The organism is Nocardiopsis sp. M1B1, from assembly GCF_052466615.1.
Genome location: NZ_CP196194.1, coordinates 6,209,431 through 6,229,280, shown reverse-complemented (window position 1 = coordinate 6,229,280; position 19,850 = coordinate 6,209,431). Strand labels below are relative to the sequence as shown.

3 protein-coding genes are annotated in these 19,850 nt (G+C 76.2%); 1 reads left to right on the top strand and 2 read right to left on the bottom strand.

Annotation, left to right across the window (positions count from 1 at the left end):
• Positions 1-8: 8 nt before the first annotated feature.
• The gene (locus tag ACSTA4_RS26975) at positions 9-7,742 is read right to left on the bottom strand and encodes an amino acid adenylation domain-containing protein (RefSeq protein ID WP_444961535.1); all 7,734 of its coding nucleotides are present in this window, start codon (positions 7,740-7,742) and stop codon (positions 9-11) included.
• Between the two features lie 37 nt (positions 7,743-7,779).
• Complete coding sequence (locus ACSTA4_RS26970; RefSeq protein WP_444961534.1) at positions 7,780-9,129, bottom strand: serine hydrolase domain-containing protein; 1,350 nt, start codon at positions 9,127-9,129, stop codon at positions 7,780-7,782.
• Positions 9,130-10,310: 1,181 nt separating this feature from the next.
• Here ACSTA4_RS26970 and ACSTA4_RS26965 point away from each other — a divergent pair.
• On the top strand, positions 10,311-19,808 hold the full coding sequence (locus ACSTA4_RS26965) for an amino acid adenylation domain-containing protein (RefSeq protein ID WP_444961533.1): 9,498 nt from the start codon (positions 10,311-10,313) through the stop codon (positions 19,806-19,808).
• Positions 19,809-19,850: the final 42 nt, after the last annotated feature.

Genomic DNA, 19,850 nt, shown 5'->3' with positions numbered 1-19,850 from the left:
CGGCACGGTCAGCGCGCCCGGCGGTTCCGCGCGCGCCCGCGCCCGGCCTCGCTCACGAGGCCGCGCAGCCGTTCGGCGTACTCGTCGGCCAGGGCCCGCACCGTCTCGGGGCGGTGCCGGTTGGCCGAGTAGGTCCAGGAGAACTCCAGCCGCCCGCCGGTGACGCCGCCGGTCACGTCGAACAGGCCGGTGCGCTCCTCCTGCGGAGCGTGGTCGCACGGCGGCAGGGGCAGCAGGCGCCCCACGGGGCCGCCGTCCTGGTCGCCGAACCGACCCAGGTAGTTGAAGGCCACCTGGGGTTCGGGCATCGCGGCCAGCGGGGCCGGAACCCGGTCGCCGCCCAGCTCGCGCAGCGCCCCGAACCCGATCGCCTCCGGCGCGGCCCGCCGCTGGGCCCGGGCGGCGGCTACCGCCTCGGCCGTGCCGGTGCCCGGGGGGACCTCCAGCAGTACCGGGTGGATGGCGGTGAACCAGCCCACCGTGCGGGACAGGTCCACGTCGTCGAACAGGTCCTCGCGGCCGTGGCCCTCCTTGGCCACCAGCAGCCGGGGGTCGCCGCTCCAGTCGGTCAGCACCCGGCCCAGCGCGCCGAGCAGCACGTCGTCGATGCTGCTGCGCAGCGTGCCGGGCACCCGGCGCAGCAGCGCCTCGGTCTCCTCCGCCGACAGGGCGGCCGTGACGATCCGCTGGGAGGCCACGTCGTTGGGGCCCGATTCCAGCTCGACCGGCAGGCGGGCGTCCGCGGCCCGGGAAGCGAGGTCGGCCCAGTATCCGGCGTCCCCGTCGAAGGCCCCCCGGGCGGTGTGGTCGCCGAGGCGGCGCGCCCACTCGGGGAAGGGGGTGGTGGGCGCGCCCGGGTCCACCGCATCCCCCCGCTCCAACTGCCCGTAGGCGGTGGCCAGGTCCTCCAGCAGCACCCGCCAGGACACGGCGTCGACCACCAGGTGGTGCGCCGACAGCAGCACCCGCGGCGCCCGGCGCCCGCCCCGGTCGAACACCACCGCCTCGAACAGGGGCCCCTCCGCGAGCCGTTTGGCGGGGCGCTCGCGCAGGGCCTCGCGCTCCACCGCCCGCTCCAGCTCCCCGTCGCCGCCGTCCACGCGCACCACCCTGGCGCCGGGCGCCGCGTCGGCGTCCAGGTGCCCGCGCGGGCCGTCCGCGGTGTCGGTGACCCGCAGCCGCAGCATGTCGTGGTGCGCGGGCAGGCTGTCGGCGGCCCGCGCCCACAGCCGCGGGTCGGTGCCCTCGGCCGCCTCGAACAGCAGCGACATGTCGAAGTGCTCGGGGCGGCGAGTGCGGGTGCGCAGGAACCAGCGCTCCACCGGGGTGGGCGGGACGGTCCCGGTGACCGGCACCCGCGCGGCGGGGCCGTCCGCCGCCCCGCCCCGCTCGGCCGCGGCGGCCAGGTCGGCGACCGTCTGGTGCAGGAAGGCGTCGCGCGTGGTGATGCTCCATCCGGCCTCGCGCACCCGCGAGACCATCTGGATGCTCAGGATCGAGTCGCCGCCCAGCGAGAAGAAGTTGTCGTGGCGGCCCACCTCCGCGACCCGCAGCAGCTCCGCCCAGATGCCGGCGAGCGCCCGCTCGGCGTCGCCGCGCGGGGCCGCGTCCGGGGCGGTGCGCTCCCCGGGCTCGGCGGGTTCGGGCAGGGCGGCCCGGTCCACCTTGCCGTTGGCGTTGAGGGGGATGGCGTCCAGGAACACCACGGCGCCCGGGACCATGTAGTCGGGCAGGGTGCGGCGCAGCCGCTCGCGCACGTCCGGCAGGTCCGCGTCCGCTCCCGGAGCGCGGACCGCGTAGGCGACCAGGCCGCGCGCGCCCGAGGCGGAGCGGTGCACCTGGACGGTGGCCTGCGCCACGTCGGGCAGGCGCAGCAGGGCCGCCTCCACCTCCCCGGGTTCGATGCGAAAGCCCCGCAGCTTGACCTGGGAGTCGGCGCGGCCGGTGTACTCCAGCTCGCCGGAGTTGTTCCAGCGCACGAGGTCGCCGGTGCGGTAGAGCCGCCCGCCGTCGCCGAAGGGGTCGGCCACGTAGCGTTCGGCGGTCAGCCCGGGGCGGCCGTGGTAGCCGCGGGTGGCCCGGCCGCCCACGTACAGCTCACCGACCGCGCCCACCGGGACCGGCCGCAGCCGCTCGTCCAGCACGTGCAGCCGGGTGCCGTCCAGGGGGCGGCCGATCGGCACCGGTTCGGGTGTGGCGCCCTCCCGGGGAAGCGCGTGGTGGGCGGCGAAGGTGGTGGTCTCGGTGGGCCCGTAGCCGTTGGCCACGGTCGTGTCCGGGCAGGCGCGGCGCACCCGCTCCACCGCGTGCGGGCTGGCCGCCTCGCCCCCGGTGATGACCTGTTCCATCCCGGTGAAGCAGGAGGGGTCCTGCGCGGCGTAGAGGTTGAACAGCGCCGCGGTGACGAAGGTGGCGCTGACCCGGTGCTCCGACACCAGGGCGGCGAAGCCGTCCGCGTCCAGCCGCCCCGGCGGGGCCACCACGACGGTGCCGCCGGTCAGCAGCGCCGCCCAGATCTCGTAGGTGGCGGCGTCGAAGGCGTGCGAGGAGTGGAAGAGCGTGCGCCGGGCGTGCCCGCCGGACCAGCGGCGGTCCGCGGCCAGGCGCACCACGTCGGCGTGGGTCACCGCCACGCCCTTGGGCGTGCCGCTGGAACCGGAGGTGTACATGACGTAGGCGAGCTGGTCGGGGTGGGCGCCGTCCAGTCCCCGCGCCCCGATCTCCGCGGCCGGTGCGGCGTCGGCGGCGTCGACCATCACCGCCGTGCAGGTCGGCGGCACCCGGTCGGCGGAGGCGGCGTCGGTGAGCACGCAGGGCGCCCCCGTCTCGGCGACCAGCAGGCGGACGCGTTCGGCGGGGTCGTCGGCGTGCACGGGGACGTAGGCGCCCCCGGCGCGCAGCACCGCGAGCATCGCGGTGACCACGTGCGGCCCCCGCTCCAGCAGCAGCGGCACGGGCGTCTCGGGCCCCACCCCCAGCGAGCGCAGCCGCACCGCCAGGGCGGCCGAGGCGCGGTCCAGTTCGGCGTAGGTCACCGCGACGCCGGGGCCGGACAGGGCCGGGTGGTCGGGGGTCTCGCGGGCCCGCTCGCCGAACAGGCCGGGCACCGAGGCCGGGGGGTGGCCGGGCGCGCCCGTGCCCCAGGACCGCAGGGCCTCGGCCTCCTCCGGGGCGGGCGCGGGGGCCAGGGAGCGCACGGGCGCCCCGGGCGCGCGCGAGAGCAGGTCGAGGACGGCGGTCAGGTGGTGGGCGATCCGGTCGGCGGTGCGGGCGTCGAACAGGTCGGTGTCGTACTCCACCGCGCCCAGCAGCCGTCCGTCCTCCTCCGCGAACTCCACCGTCAGGTCGAACTGGGTGTGCCGGTGGGCGACGTCGTGCGGGCGCGCGTCGAGCCCGCTGACCCGCCAGGGGGCACCCGGCGTGTTGCGCAGGGTGACCAGCGCCTGGACCAGGGTGGGGCGGGAGGGGTCGCGTTCCTGCCCGGTCGCGTCCACGACGCTGTCGAAGGGCACCTCGCCGTGCTCGAACGCGGCCAGGACGGTCTCGCGCACGTCGGCGAGCAGCCGGGCCGCGCTCGCGTCGGGGTCCACCCGCAGCCGCAGGGCCACGGTGTCGACGAAGAACCCGACCGTGTTCTCCAGGGCCGCGTCGTCGCGCCCGGAGGTCACCGTGCCCAGCACGAGGTCGCGCTGGCCGCTGTGGCGCGACAGCGTCACGGCGGTGGCGGCGGCCAGCACCATGAACAGGGTCAGGCCGTGTTCGGACTCCAGCGCGCGGACGCCCTCGCGCACCCGCGCGGGGACCTCGAAGGCGCGCGCGGCGCCGAGGCCGCGCCGCCGGGCGGGCCGTGGCCGGTCGGTCGGCAGCGCCAGGGGCTCCACCCCGGCGAGCTGGTCTTGCCAGTACCGCAGGTGCTCCTCGAAGGCGCCCGAGCGGGCCCGCTCCTCCTGCCACACGGCCACGTCGGTGGCGCGCAGGCCCACCGGCTCCAGGCCCGCGGCGCCGGGCAGCGCGTCGGCGGGTGCGTCGGGCCGTTCGCGGGCGGCCTCGTAGAGCGCGCCCAGCTCCCCGACGAGCACCGACATCGACCAGGCGTCGGTGACGATGTGGTGCATGGTGATGGAGAGGACGTGGTCGCCCTCGTCCACGCGCACCAGCAGGACCCGGGTCAGCGGCCCCCGGGCCAGGTCGAAGGGGCGCGCGGCGAACTCCTCCAGCAGTGCGTCCAGCCGCTCCTCGCATCCGGCGCCGGGCGGGCCGTCCAGCTCGGCCGTCTCTACGGGCAAACCGGAATCGGGGAGCACGACCTGGTGCGGCGTGCCGTCCCGGGAGGGGAAGACCGTGCGCAGCGCCTCGTGGCGCGCGGACAGGGCGTGCAGGGCCCGCTCCAGCGCCGCGGTGTCCAGCTCGCCGGACAGGCGCAGCGCGCCGCCGGAGTTGTACCCGGACCCGCCGGGCGAGTACTGGTCCAGGAACCACATGCGGCGCTGGGCGGAGGACAGGGGCGCCGGGCCCTCGTGCTCCGTCCGCGCGGGCGCCTCGCGGCGGTCGCCGGAGCCGTCGTAGAGCTCGGCCAGCGCCGCGATGGTCGGCCGCTCGAACAGCGCGCGCAGCGGGGGCCGGGAGCCCAGCCGCTCGGCGGCGCGGGCGAGCACGCGCACGCCGGTGACGGAGTCGCCGCCCACGCGGAAGAAGTCGTCGTGCACGCCGACGCGCTCCAGGCCCAGCAGGGAGCACCACACCCGGGCCAGCTCCCGCTCCGCGCGGTTGCGCGGGGCCGTGTGCCCGGCGCCGGAGCGCGCGGTCCAGTCCACGGCGGGCAGAGCGCGCCGGTCGGTCTTGCCGTTGGCGGTGACCGGGACGCGGTCCAGCACGACGAAGGCCGCCGGGACCATGTAGGCGGGGAGCACGCGGGCGGCCCGTTCCAGGTCGGCGGGGGTCGGGGCGTGCCCGGGGGAGGGGACGGCGTAGGCGACCAGGCGGCGCGAGGCGCCGGTGCCGTCGACCACGACCACGGCCTGCCCGACCCCGGGCAGGCGGGTGAGGGCGTGCTCGACCTCGCCCGGCTCCACGCGGTGGCCGCGGATCTTGACCTGGTCGTCGGTGCGGCCGAGGAACTCCAGCCGTCCGCCGACGCGGCGGACCAGGTCGCCGGAGCGGTACATGCGCCCGCCCCCGCCGTCCGGGTCGGCGACGAAGCGCGCGACGGTGGTGCCGGGCAGGTTGAGGTAGCCGTGCGCCAGCCCGTCGCCGCTGATGTAGAGCTCGCCGGGGACGCCGTCGGGCACCGGGCGCAGCCAGCGGTCCAGGACCCGTACGCGGGTGCCCGTCGCGGGGTCGCCCAGGGGAGGGCTGCCGCCGTCCGACAGCGGTGTGCTGAGGGTGGTGCACACGGTGGACTCGGTGGGGCCGTAGCCGTTGTACACGGCCCGGTCGGCGCGGAAGCGGGCGATCTGCTCGCCCGGGCAGGCCTCGCCCGCCAGGAGCAGGTGCTCCACCGGACCCAGTTCGTCGGGGGACAGGCCGGGCAGCAGTGCGGGCGGCAGGGTCACGTGGGTGACGCGGTGCTCGCGCAGGGCGCGGGGCAGCCCCTCGCCCGCCAGGGAGGGGCGCGGCAGCAGCACGGCGGCCGCGCCGTTGAGCAGCGCCACCACCAGCTCGGCGATGGCCGCGTCGAAGCTGGGGGAGGCGAACTGGAGCATCCGCGAGCCGGGGCCCACGCTCATGCGCTCGCCCTGGAAGGCGGCCAGGGCGGCCAGGCCGCGGTGCGCCACCAGGACGCCCTTGGGCCTTCCGGTGGAGCCGGAGGTGTAGATGAGGTAGGCGGGGTCCTCGGGGAGGACGCGTTCGCGCAGCGGCTCCGCGCGGGCCAGTTCGGGGTCGGCCGCGTCCACCAGCGGGCCGCTCCCGGGCAGGCGGCGGGCGCCCGCGCTGTCGGCGACCACCGCGCGCGGCTCGGCGTCGTCGAGGATCGCGGCCAGCCGCTCCTTCGGGTACTCCGGGTCCAGGGGGACGTAGACCGCCCCCGCGTACACCACGCCCAGCAGGGCCTCGGCCTGGGCCGGGCCGCGCTCCACGCACACGCCGACGCGGTCGCCCCGCGCCACGCCGAGTTCGCGCAGCCGCCGGGCCAGGCGCGCGGCCCGCTCGTCGGCCTCGGCGAAGGAGACGGTGCGGTCCGCGCCGACGAGTGCGGGGTCGTCGGGGCGCAGGCGCGCCCGCTCGGCGAACAGCTCGGGCAGGCCGCGCGGCCGGGGTCCGGGCTTCCCGGTCCAGGAGTGCTCCAGCTCCCGGGCCCGCTCGGGGCCGACCAGCGCCACGGCGCGCAGCGGCCGGGGGTCCTCGGCGTTCTCCAGCACCCGCACCAGGTCCTGGACCAGGCGCTCCACGGTGGCGCGGTCGAACAGCGCGGTGTCGAACTCGGCCGAACCGGCGACGCCGCCGGGTCCGGGGCGGAACTCCAGGGTCAGGTCGAAGACCGACTGGCCGCGCCGCACCGGCACGGGCTCGGCCTCCAGGCCGCCCAGTCCCGCCTCGGGCCCCTGCGCGCTCTGGAAGACCACGGCGGCCTGCACCAGCGGCGGCACGGCGGGGTCGCGTTCGGTCAGGACGGCGTCCACGACCGTGTCGAAGGGGACCTCCCCGTGGTCGAGGTCGGCGAGGAACCCGGCGCGCGTCCGGTCGAGCAGCGCACCGAAGGACAGCTCCTCGTCCACGTGCTGGCGCACGGCCAGGGTGTTGACGAAGAAGCCCGCCGTCGCGTGCAGCCGCCGGTCCTCGCGGCCGGAGGTGACGGTGCCCAGCACCACGTCGGGGTTGCGGCTCCAGCGGGCCGCGGTCACCTGGGCCGCGGCCAGCAGCACCGTGGACAGGTGGGTGTCGTGGTCGGCGGCCAGGCGTTCGAGGCGCTCCGTCAGCGGCGCGGGCAGCGCGAAGGGCAGGGTGTCGCCCGCCCCCTCGCGCACGGCCGGGCGCGGGCGGTCGGTGGGCAGTTCGAGCACGGGCGGGTCGGCGAGCCTGCGGCGCCAGTGCTCCAGGGAGCGGTCCAGGGCGGGGCCGTCCAGGCGCGTGCGCTGCCACGCGGCGTAGTCGGCGTACTGGAGGGGCGGCGCGCCCAGCTCCTCGGCCAGGGAGTCCGGCGCGCGGCCGGGGTCGGCGGTGGCGGCGCGGTAGAGGGTGTCCAGTTCGGTGCGCAGCAGGTCCAGGGACCAGCCGTCGGTGACGATGTGGTGCAGGCACAGCACCAGCACGTGGACGCCGGGCCCCTCGGCCAGCAGCCGGGCCCGCATCAGGGGGCCGCGCTCCAGGTCGAAGGGCAGGGCGTACTCGCGGGCCGCCAGTTCGGCGGCCTCCTCGCGGCTCCCGGCGGCGGTCACCGGCAGCTCCACATCGCGGGGGGCGCCGATGACCTGGCGCCCCTCGCCGTCCACCTCGGTGAAGGTCGTGCGCAGGGACTCGTGCCGGTGCACGAGCGCGGTCAGGGAGCGCCGCAGCGCCCCGGCGTCGAGGTCCCCGGTGAGCCGCAGCACCAGGGCGGAGTTGTAGTCGGTGCGGCCGGGAGCCATCTGCTCCAGGACCCACAGCCGCTGCTGGGCGAAGGACAGCGCGGCCGGGCGGTCGCGGGGCACGCGCGGGATGTCCTGGCCGCTCCCGCCGCGCGAGCGCAGGCGGCGCAGGACCTCCTCGCGCGCCCTGGCCCGGGCGGCGTCGGTGGTGGGGTCGGCGGTGGCTTCGCTGCTCATGGTGGCTGTGCCGGTCCTCGTCTGCGCAGGGAGTGGATCAGGCGTTGGGGCCCACGGCGAGCCCGCTCAGGCGCAGGGTGCGCCCGTTGTACTGGAGCGCCGTGGCGCGCCGGGGGTCGGCGGGGTCGGCCAGGAAGCGACCGCTGAGCGCGATCCCGCCGTGGCGTTCGGAGACGACGCGGAAGGCGCCGCCCGGCCCGGTGGACAGCGGGCCCTCGAAGCCGTTGGACATGACCAGCCGGTATCCGTCCCTGCCGGGGACGACCTCGGCGGCCAGGCCGCCGTTGCCGTAGCGCCCGGTGACCAGGTCCGGGCCGGGACCGGTGGCTCCGCCCTCGGCCGCGGCGTCGGGCTGGCGGTAGTGGCCCACGTCCACCCCCAGCTCGCGCAGGCCGCGGACCACGTGCTCCCAGGCGGTCACGCCGGTGGTGGCGTTGGTGGTCAGCGCGACCACGGAGCCGCCCTCGGGGTCCACGCGCAGGTTGCAGGTGGCGCCGTCCAGGGTGCCGTCGTGGCCGTACCACAGGCGGTCCCCGGCCAGGTGCAGCGACCACCCGGCGCCCCAGCCGTCGGCCAGGCCGAAGGGGTCGGCCACGCTCACCGAGCGGCCCATCTCGCGCAGCACGTCCGGGGCGGCGACCTCGCCGTCCAGGGCGGCGTGCTCGGGGTCGAGGAAGGCGCGGCCGAAGGCGGCCAGGGCGGTGGCGCTGGCGGCCAGGCCCCCGGCCGGGGCCAGCGCCGGTTCGATGTGGAAGCCCACCGGGTGGGCCCGGCCCGCGCCGTCGACGGCGTGCCCGGTGACCAGGTCGGCGGTGGGGAAGGGCGGCGGCGCCAGGACCGGCGCCAGCTCCATGCCGGTGGAGCCGCACAGGTGCGACTCCACGGTCTCCCACCAGCTCTGCCCGGTGACGGCCTCCACCAGTCGGCCCGCCACGGCGTAGCCGGTGTTGGAGTAGGAGAACAGCGTGCCCGGCTCGGCGACGCGGTCCTCGGGCGTGAGCGAGGAGACGTAGCGGCGCAGGGAGGGCGCGGGCGCGGTCTCGGAGCGCTCCGAGACCAGACCGGAGGTGTGGCTGAGCAGGTGGCGGGGGGTGGCGCCCCGCAGCGGGTGGTCGGGGGCGGCCCCGCCCAGGTGGTCCAGGACCGGGGAGTCGAGGTCGACGTCGCCGTCCTCCACCAGTTGCATGACCAGGGCGGCGGTGACGGTCTTGGTCACCGAGCCCATCGGGAAGAGCGAGTCGGGCGCCACGGGGCGCTCCGTCTGGGTGTTCTCCACCCCGGTGGCGCAGGTGTGCAGCTCACCGCGGTGGTAGACCGCCAGTTGGGCTCCGGGGACGCCGGCCTGGTGACAGGTCCGGCGGAGCAGGTCGGACAGGGCGTCGCGCACGACGTTCTCCTCGTGGGAGTCGGAGGGCACCCGAAAGGCCGGCGCTCGGGACGGGAGCGGCCGGTCGCTTCGGCGGGGACGGGGCGGTAGACCGCACGTGCCACGGATACTCACATATCGCTTCGAATCTTGGCAAGGGTTTCGGATATGTCGGGAACCAGGTGACGGGGAATACGGTCCGGGCCTTCCAGGAGATTTCCGGGGTGTGAAGACATTCGCCGCGTACTGAGGCCTTCGTGTTTTTCCCGGTGTATCCCCGCCGTTAGCAGGGGGTTCGCCTTCCGGTCGGGATGGTGAAGGCTTGGATGGAAGGGTCGTGGCGCGTTGGGGACGTCGGTCGACAACGGCCCGGGTTTACCCGCGTGATTGTGTTCCTTGTCACCCGTTCGTGCTGGTGGAGGAGGGATTGCGGTCAATAGTGCTCCTGTTCGCGTAAGCGCTGCTTTGGTAGCTGAAACGGCGGCTTATCTGCGACGGAGGGGCCGAAGGGATCGTTAGATGAACGCGGTTCGGTCTTTTGCGGAGTAACCCGTGTACTGGGTTCCGGAGTGTGGTATGGGCCCTGTCAGGGTCCTGAGCAGCGGTGATGTGCTCGCCCGGGGCGGGTCGGCTTCGGCTGGAGGAGTCGGGGTGCGGTCGCCGGGGTCCGTGGCGGGGGTGCGGTTTCGGCGGCGGCGTACGTCGGGGGCGTGCGTACGGGCTGACCTGCGGCCGGGGGAAAGATTTCCCTGGTGGCCGCATGTGGACAGGTATTGTCCGATCCTTTACTTTGAGTAATTTAACCACTCCGTACGGTATCTAAACCTTCCGCTCGCACATGGCTTTTGCTCGCTTTGCACGTCTTTGTACTGGCGTGATCTGTCGAATAACACTTTTGCTCTATTTTGTCTGCTTTGAGGCCTGAGTATTCCGTGTTGCGCAAGGTGTTCGGTCTGGGGTTGTCTGTCGCCCGAGGGAATATCTGAATGACGGGCTTTTTGGTAAAGTGCCCGGTTGGATAAGGCGATGTGGCAAGCTCTGTCCTCGTGCGACGGTCCGCCGGGAATAGCGGTCCGATTCGCCTCCGCACTCCCCGCCGCCGTACGGCCGCGCCGCCGCGGCGACGGAGCACCCGACCCCCACGCCGTCCCCCACACACGCCCTTCCGCCCTTGCCTTCGAACACGCGCCAGGAGCCGTCACGTGCTGTCCTCCCAGGAGTCCACCCGCTTCGCCCCCGACCCCGCGGACACGGTCTCGCCCTCCTCGGTCCCGGATGCCTTCGCCCGGCAGGCGGCCCGCACCCCCGACGCCCCGGCCCTGCTCGGCGGCTTCCCGGCAGTGACCTACGCCGAGCTCGACGCCCGCTCCGCCGACCTGGCCCGCCTGCTGCTGGCTCGCGGGCTCGCCCCCGAGGGCACGGTCCTGCTCGCCCTGGAGCGGGGGCCGCACGTGGTCACCGCGATGCTCGCGGTGCTGCGCGCCGGGGGCGCCTACGTGCCCGTCCACCCCGACGAGCCCGCCGACCGGGTGCTCGCCGCCGCCGAGCGCACCGGCGCGCGCCTGGTGCTCACCGACCGCGTGCTCGGCCCCCGCCTGCCCGCGCGCCTGGGCGGCCTGGCCCGGATTCTCGACCTGGACGCGGGAGGCGGTGCGGAGGCAGGGGAGCGCGCCACCGCGAACGGAACGGCCGGGAACGGTGTCGCCGGGGACGACGCCGCGAAAGCCCTCTCCGACCTGGAGCTGCCCGCCCCCCACCCGCGCGCGCTGGCCTACGTCATGCACACCTCCGGTTCCACCGGCGAGCCCAAGGGCGTGGCGGTCACGCACGCCGACGTGGTGGCCCTGGCCCACGACTCCCGGTGGGGTGGGGGCCGTGACCAGCGGGTGCTGTTCCACTCCTCGCACGCCTTCGACGCCGCCACCTACGAGATCTGGGTACCGCTGCTGCGCGGCGGGGCCGTGGTCATCGCCCCGCCGCAGCGGCTCACGGTGGAGGAGTTCGGCGCGCTGGCCCGTCGGCACCGGATCACCTCGACCTTCGTCACCGCCGCCCTGTTCGACCTGTTCGCCGCCCAGGACCCCTCCTGCTTCGCCCCGCTGCGCGAGGTCATCGCCGGGGGCGAGGCCGTCCCGCCCGGCGCGGTCCGCGCCGTGCTGGACGCCTGCCCCGGCACGGCGGTCGCCAACGGCTACGGGCCCACCGAGACCACCACCTTCGCCACGCACTTCGCCGTGGACCGCGACCGGCCCCCGCTGCTGTCGGTGCCCGTCGGCACACCCCTGGACGGCATGTTCGCCCGGGTGCTCGACGACCGGCTGGCCCCGGTCGACCCCGGACAGGTGGGCGAGCTGTACGTGGGCGGGGCCGGGGTGGCCCGCGGCTACCTGGGCCGCCCGGGGCTGACCGCCGAGCGCTTCGTGGCCGACCCCCTCGGCGGCGGCGAGCGCCTCTACCGCACCGGCGACTTGGTGCGCCGCAACGCCGACGACCTGCTGGAGTACGTCGGCCGCGCCGACTCCCAGGTCAAGATCCGGGGCTTTCGGATCGAACCCGGCGAGATCGAGGCCGCCCTGCTCGACCAGGACGGCGTCTCCCAGGCCCTGGTCACCGTCCGCGAGGACGCCCCCGGCGCGCGCGTCCTGGTCGGCTACGTCGTCGGGACCGCCGACACCGGTGCCCTGCGCGAACGCCTGGCCGACCGCCTGCCCGGCTACATGGTCCCCACCGCCGTCGTGGCCCTGGACGCGCTGCCCCTGACCGCCAACGGCAAGGTCGACCACCGCGCCCTGCCCGCGCCCGCCCTCCGCTCCACCGCTGACCACGTCGAGCCGCGCGGGGAAGCCGAGCGCGCCGCCGCCGAGGAGTTCGCCGCGGCCCTGGGCCTGGAGCGGGTCGGCGCCCGCGACGACTTCTTCGCCCTGGGCGGCGACTCCATCCTCGCCGCCCGCGTGGCCTGGCGCCTGGGCGAGCGCCTGGGCACCGGCCTCGACCCGCGCGCGCTGTTCCGCCACCCCACCCCCGAGGGCATCGCCGCGGCCGGGGACGCCGGGCGCCGCGAGGAACCCATCGTCCCGGCCGGGCGCGGCCGACCGCTGCCGCTGTCGGCCGCCCAGCGCCGTCTGTGGTTCCTGCACCAGCTCGACGGCGACAGCGCCGAGTACCACACCGGAAGCGCCTTCCGCCTGCGCGGACCGCTCGACGTGCCCGCGCTCGGCCGCGCCCTGGAACTGCTCCAACGGCGACACCAGGCCCTGCGCACCACCTACGACACCGTCGACGGCGAACCCGTCCAGCACGTGCGCGAACCCCGCGCCGACCTGCTCACCGTGCGCGAGATCCCCTCCGCCGACCCGGCCGACCGGGAGCGGGAGCTGCACCGGCACCTGCTTCGCGAGGTGGACACCCCCTTCGACCTCGTGGCGGGGCCGCCCACCCGCGCCCTGCTGCTGCGCCTGGACGAGCGGGACCACGTCCTGGTCCTGAGCACGCACCACATCGCCTGCGACGGCTGGTCGGTCGACCTGCTCCACCGCGACCTCGCCGCCTACTACCGGGCCGCCGTGCGAGGCGCGGAGCCCGACACCAGCGCGGAGACCGACTACGCCGACTTCGCCGTCTGGGAGCAGGGCCGCTGGGAGGGGCCCGAGGCCCGGCGCCGCCTGGAGTACTGGGCGCGCGCCCTGGAGGACGTGCCCCCGCTGGCAGTGCCCACCGACCGCCCTCGCCCCGCCCGGCGCACCACCGCCGGGGCTGTCCATCGAACCCGCCTGACCCCCGACCAGCTCCGGGGCCTGCGCGCGTTGGGCGGGGCGAGCGGCGCCACACTCTTCGCGACCCTGGCCGCCCTGACCCAGGCCGTGCTCTCGGCCGCGTCGGGTTCGGCCGACGTCGCCCTGGGCGCGGCCTCCGCCGGACGCGACCACCCCCAGCTTGAGGACGTGGTCGGCTTCTTCGTCAACCCGGTCGTGCTCCGCTCGCGCCTGCGCCCGGGCACCACAGCGGCCGAGTTCGTCGGGCAGGTGCGCGCCGAGGCCGACGCCGCCCTCGCCCACGAGATGCCCTTCGACCGCGTCGTCGACGCCCTGGTCACCGAGCGCGACCCCTCCCGCGGCCCCCTGTTCCAGGCGCTGATGGTCCTTCAGAACGCCCACACCGGCGGACTGGAGCTGGAGGGCCTGCGGGCCGAGGAGGTCGCCCTGCCGCGCACCGCCGCCCTGGCCGACCTGGTCTTCGAGTACGCCGAACGCGACGGCGCCCTGCGCCTGTCGGTGGAGTACAACACCGACCTGTACGACGCCGGACGCGTGGCGGCCCTGGCCGAGACCCTGTCCCGGCTGGCCGACGCCGTCGTCGCCGACCCCGGCCTGGACCTGGCCGCCCTGGACCTGCGGCCCGAGGCCGAACGCGCCCTCCTGGACTCGTGGGAGCACGCACCCGCCCAGGGCGAGCCCGCGTCCGTGACCGCCGCGTTCGCGGAGCAGGCCGCCCGCACCCCCCGCGCCCCGGCCCTGGTCGGCGACTTCCCGGCGCTCACCTACGCCGAACTCGACGCCCGCTCCGCCGACCTGGCCCGCCTGCTGCGGGCCTGGGGGGTGGGCACGGAGGACGCCGTGCCGCTGCTGCTGGAGCGGGGGCCGCACGTGGTCACCGCGATGCTCGCGGTGCTGCGCGCCGGGGGCGCCTACGTTCCCGTCCATCCGGACGACCCGGCCGAACGCGTGGCCTGGACGCTCGCCCGCACCGGCGCGCGCGTCATCGTCACCGACACCGCCTCGCGCTCCCGCCTGCCCGAGGGCGCCGACGCGCGCGTGCTGGTCCTGGACGGGCACGGCCCCTACCCGACCGTGCGGACCGAGGACCCGCTGCCCGGGGCAGACCCGCGCGCGCTGGCCTACGTGATGCACACCTCCGGTTCCACCGGCGAGCCCAAGGGCGTGGCGGTGACCCACGCCGACGTGGTGGCCCTGGCTCGCGACTCCCGGTGGGGCGGGGGCCGTGACGAGCGCGTGCTCTTCCACTCCTCGCACGCCTTCGACGCCGCCACCTACGAGATCTGGACGCCGCTGCTGCGCGGCGGGGCCGTGGTCGTCGCACCGCCCGGGCGCATGAGCGCCGAGGAGTTCGGCGCGCTGGCCCGCCGACACCGCGTGACCTCCACCTTCGTCACCGCCGCCCTGTTCAACCTCTACGCCGCCCAGGACCCCGCCTGCTTCTCCCCGCTGCGCGAGGTCATCACGGGGGGCGAGGCCGCCAGCCCCGCGAGCCTGCACCGGGTGCTGCGGGCCTGCCCCGCCACCGCGGTCGCCAACGGCTACGGACCCACCGAGACCACCACCTTCGCCACCCACCACCCCGCCGCGCGCACCGGCGAACCGGTGCGCACCGTGCCCGTCGGCACGCCCCTGGACGGCATGCGCGCGCGGGTGCTCGACACCCTCCTGCGCCCGGTGCCCCCGGGCGCGGTCGGGGAGCTCTACGTGGGCGGGGCCGGGGTGGCCCGCGGCTACCTGGGCCGCCCGGGGTTGACCGCCGAGCGCTTCGTGGCCGACCCGGCAGGGGACGGCGAACGGCTCTACCGCACCGGCGACCTCGTGCTGTGGAACGGCTCGGGGGAGCTGGAGTACGTCGGCCGCGCCGACTCCCAGGTCAAGATCCGGGGCTTTCGGATCGAACCCGGCGAGGTCGAGGCCGCCCTGCTCGCCCTGGACGGAGTCGCCGAGGCCGTCGCCCTCGTGCGCGCCGCACCCGGCGGCGGGCGCAGGCTCCTCGCCTACGCCGTGCCCTCGAACGGGGAGGCGGACGAGGAGGCCGCCGAGGAGTGGCGACGCGCCCTGGCCCGCGTCCTGCCCGGCTACATGGTTCCCGCCGCCGTCGTGGCCCTGGACGCGCTGCCCCTGACCGCCAACGGCAAGGTCGACCGCCGCGCCCTGCCCGACCCCGGGCACGGCGGGGAGCACACCGCCCCCCGCACCGACACCGAACACGTCCTGGCCGAGGTGTTCGCCTCCGTCCTGGCCGTGGAGCGCGTGGGCGTCCACGACGACTTCTTCGCCCTGGGCGGCGACTCCATCCTCAGCATCCAGATGGTCTCCCGGGCCCGCCGGGCCGGTGTTGAGCTGAGCAGCCGCGACGTCTTCTCCCACCCCAGCGTCGCCGCCCTGGCCGAGGTGGCGCGGGTGCGGCGGCCCGGCGCGTCCGGCGCCGGGTCGGTGAGCGGCCCGCTCACCGCCACGCCCGTCATGGGCTGGTTCGACCGCACCCACCCTGTGGCCCCCGACCACTTCGCCATGTCCGTGCTGCTCGACCTCGCCCAGCCCTTGGAGCCGCGCGCCCTGCGCACCGCCCTGGCCGCCCTCGCCGACCACCACGACATGCTGCGGCTGCGCCGCGACGGCGACGGCCCGCGCGTGGCCGAACCCGGCACGGCCGCCCCGCCGCTGAGCGTGGTCGACCTGTCCGGGCACGAACCCGGACGGGCCCGCGACCTTGCCGAGGAGAGCATTCGAGCCGCACACAGCGGCCTCGACCTGGCCCGCGGCCCCGTCTTCGCCGCCGTCCTGCTCGACTCCGGCCCCGAGGGCTCCCGGTTGCTGTTGACCGCCCACCACCTCGTCGTGGACGGGGTGTCCTGGCGGGTGCTGCTGGAGGACCTGGCCACCGCCTACCGCCAGGCCGCCGAGGGAGCGCCCGTGGACCCGGGGCCGCGCACCACGCCCTTCTCCGTGTGGGCCGACCGCCTGGCCCGGCACACCGCCGAGGGGGCCTTCGACGCCGAACTCGACACCTGGGCCGAGGTCGCCGCCGCACGCGCCGAACTGCCCCGCGACCTCCCCGGCCGGGGCAACGGCCTGGTGCGCGACCAGGAGGTGGTCACCGCCGGGCTGTCCGAGGAGGACACCCGCCGCCTGCTGGCCGAGGCGCCCGCGGCCTTCCGCACCCGCGTCAACGACCTGCTGCTGTCCGCCCTGGGCCGGGTGCTGTGCGAGTGGACCGGCTCCGCGCGCGTGCCCGTGGACCTGGAGGGCCACGGGCGCGAGGACCTGTTCGAGGACCTGGACACCTCGCGCACCGTGGGCTGGTTCACCACCGTGTTCCCCGTCGTGCTCACCGGCCGGCCCGACCGGACCGAGCAGATCCGCGCCACCAAGGAGATGCTGCGCGCGGTCCCCGGCAACGGCCTGGGCTACGGCGCCCTGCGCCACCTGGGCACGCCCGAACAGCGGGCCCGCCTGGAACGCGACCCCGCGCCCGGCGTGAGCTTCAACTACCTGGGCCGCTTCGACACCGACCCCGGCCGGGGAGCCCTGCACACCGCGATGCGGCTCAACCCCGGCGGCGAGCACTCCCCGGACGAGGAGCGCGCCCACCTGGTCGAGGTGGTGGGCCGCTTCGAGGGCGAACGCCTGGTCTTCGACTGGTACCACGTCACCACCGTCCACGGCACGGCCACCGTGCGCCGCCTCGCCGAGGCCATGGCCGCCGAACTCGCCGCCCTGGTCGAGCACTGCCTGGACCCCGCCCACGGCGGGGCCACCCCCTCCGACTTCCCGCTCGTGCGGCTGGAGCAGGACGAGGTGGACCGCCTCGTCGGCGACGGCCGCGACGTCCAGGACGTGTGGCCGCTCACCCCCATGCAGCAGGGCATGTTCTTCCACTCCGCCCTGGAACCCGACTCCGGCTCCTACCTGGAGCAGGTCGTCGTGGACCTGGACGGCGTGGACGACCCCGGGGCCCTGGGCCGCGCCTGGCGGCGGGTGGTCGCGGCCACCCCCGTCCTGCGCGCCCGCGTGGCCTGGGAGGGGCTGTCCGAACCGGTCCTGCTCGTGCACCGCGCCGTCCCCGTCGAGGTGGCACACCTGGACCTGCGCGGCGCGGCGGAGGAGGAGCGCGAGCGGGCCCTGGCCGACCACCTGGCCGAGGACGCCGCCCGAGGTGTGGACCCCGTCCGCGATCCGCTCCTGCGCGTGGCCCTGCTGCGCACCGGCGACGCCTCCGTGCGCCTGGTGTGGACCTTCCACCACCTCGTCCTGGACGGGTGGAGCCTGCCCCTGGTCATGGAGGACGTCCTGGCCGCCTACCGGGGCGGGGTCCCGGCGGCGCGCCCCGACTACCGGGAGTACCTGCGCCGCCTGGCCGGACGCGACGCGGAGGAGGGGCACGCCTTCTGGCGGGGCGTGCTGGAGGGCGTCACCGAGCCCACGCCGCTGCCCTACGACCGGACGCCCGCCGCCCTGCGCGCCGCCCGCTCCAGCGCCCGGAGCCAGGCCGTCCTCGCGCCGGAGCGGGCCGGTGCCGTGCACGCCTTCGCCCGCGCCCACGGCCTGACCGTCAACGCCGTGGTCCAGGGCGCCTGGGCCCTGCTCCTGTCCGCGTACTCGGGGCGGGCCGACGTGGTCTTCGGCGCCACCACCTCGGGCCGCCCCGACGACATGCCCGGGGTGGAGGCCGCGGTGGGCCTGTTCATCAACACCCTGCCGGTGCGCGTGGCCGTGGACCCCGCCGAGCCGGTGGCGCGGTGGCTGCGCCGCCTCCAGGAGGACCAGGCGCGCTCGCGGGCCCAGGACCACCTGTCGCTGGCGCGCGTGCAGGCCGAGGCGGGCCTGCCCGGGGACACCCCGCTCTTCGACAGCGTCGTGGTGTTCGAGAACTACCCCGTGGACGAGGCCGCGGCCGCCGAACACGGGCTGCGGGTCCGGTTCGTCAACGCGGTGGAGGCCACCAACTACCCGCTCGCGCTGAGCGCCTACGCCTCCGACGGGCTGCGCCTGATCTTGGGGCACGATCCGGCGTGCTTCGACGCCGCGACCGCGGACCGCCTGCTGGGCGACCTGGAGCGCATCCTGGTCTCGCTCACTGAGGACCCCGAACGCCCCCTGGGCCGGGTGGCCGGGGCCGACCCGGCCCGGTCGCTGGCCCTGGCCGACGGCGGGGGAGAGGAGCCGCCCGCCGCCACCGTCACCGCCCTGTTCGCAGAGCGGGCCGCCCGCCACCCCGAGGCGACCGCCCTGGTCGGCGCGGACGGCGAGTGGACCTACGCCGAACTGGACGCCGAGGCCGACCGGATCGCCGACCGCCTGGCCGCGCTGGGCGTGGGCGCGGAGTCCCGGGTGCTGCTGCTCATGCCGCGTTCGCCGCGGGTGGTGGCGGCCATGCTCGGTGTCCTGCGCACGGGGGCGGCCTACGCGCCGCTGCACGAGACCGTTCCGGCGGAGCGGGTCGCCTCCCTGGCCCGCGCGCTGGGCGCGCGCGTGGCCGTGGCCGATCCCGGGATGGCCGAACGCTGCGCGGACGTGGAGGCGGTGGTGGGCTACGCCGCCGACGGCACACTGTCCGGGGCGGGTGAGGGCGCGCAGACCTCGGTCCGCCGGGGCCCGGTGCACGGGCACACCGCCGCCTACGTCATGTTCACCTCGGGCTCCACGGGCACGCCCAAGGGCGTGGTGGTCGACCACCGGGCCGTGGTCGCCCTCAGCGCCGACTCCCGCTGGCGCGAGGGCCACGACAGGGTTCTGTTCCACTCCCCGCACGCCTTCGACGCCGCCACCTACGAGGTCTGGGTGCCGCTGCTCAACGGCGGAACCGCGGTGGTGGCCGACGGGCCGGTCTCCGCCGACGCCCTGCGCGAGCACACCGCCCGGCACGGGGTCAGCGCGGTCTTCCTCACCACCGCCCTGTTCAACCTCTTCGCCCAGCAGGACCCGGAATGCTTCGCGGGGCTGCGCCAGCTGTGGACCGGCGGGGAGGCCGCCGACCCGGCCTCCCTCGCCCGCGTGCGCCGGACGTGCCCCGACACCGAGCTGGTGCACGTGTACGGGCCCACCGAGGCCACCACCTTCGCCACGTGCACCCCGCTGAGCGCAGAGGAGGCCGACGCCGGGCACTGCCCGATCGGCCGCCCCATGGACGCCACCGGCGCCCACGTCCTGGACGGCGCCCTGCGTCCGGTCCCGCCCGGCGCGGTGGGCGAGCTCTACCTGTCCGGGCCGGGAACGGCGCGCGGCTACGACGGCCAGCCCGGCCTGACCGCAGAGCGCTTCGTGGCCGACCCCTTCGGCGACGGCGGGCGGCTCTATCGCACCGGCGACCTGGTGCGCTGGTCCGCCGAGGGGCGCCTGGTCTTCGTGGGCCGCGCGGACGGCCAGGTGAAGCTGCGCGGGTTCCGCATCGAGATGGGGGAGGTGGAGGCCGCCCTGCTGCGCGGGCCCGGGGTCGCACAGGCCGTGGTTCTGGTGGCCGATGCGCCCACCGGCGGACGCCAGCTCGTCGCCTACGTCACCGGAGGGGAGGTGGACACGGAGCTGGTGCGCGAGCGCCTGTACCGCGAGCTGCCCGCCTACATGGTGCCCGCGGCCGTCACCGTGCTGGAGGCGCTGCCGCTCAACGCCAACGGCAAGGTGGACCGGGCACGCCTGCCCGAGCCCGTCTGGGCGCGCGCCGCCGCGCCCGTCCACGCCGAGCCGAGCACCCCCACCGAGGAGGCCGTGGCCGAGGTGTGGGGGCGCACCCTGGGGCTGGAGCACATCGGCCGCGACGACAACTTCTTCGACATCGGCGGGGACTCGGTGCGCAGCCTCCAGGTGGTGCGCGAGGTCGAACGCCTGCTGGACGTCACGGTGCCCACCCGGCTGCTGTTCGACCACCAGACGGTGCGCGCCTACGCCGAGGCGGTGGAGGACGTGCTGCTGGAACAGATGTGACGAGGGACCCGGGCGCCGCCGACCGGCGGCGCCCGGGGCGGC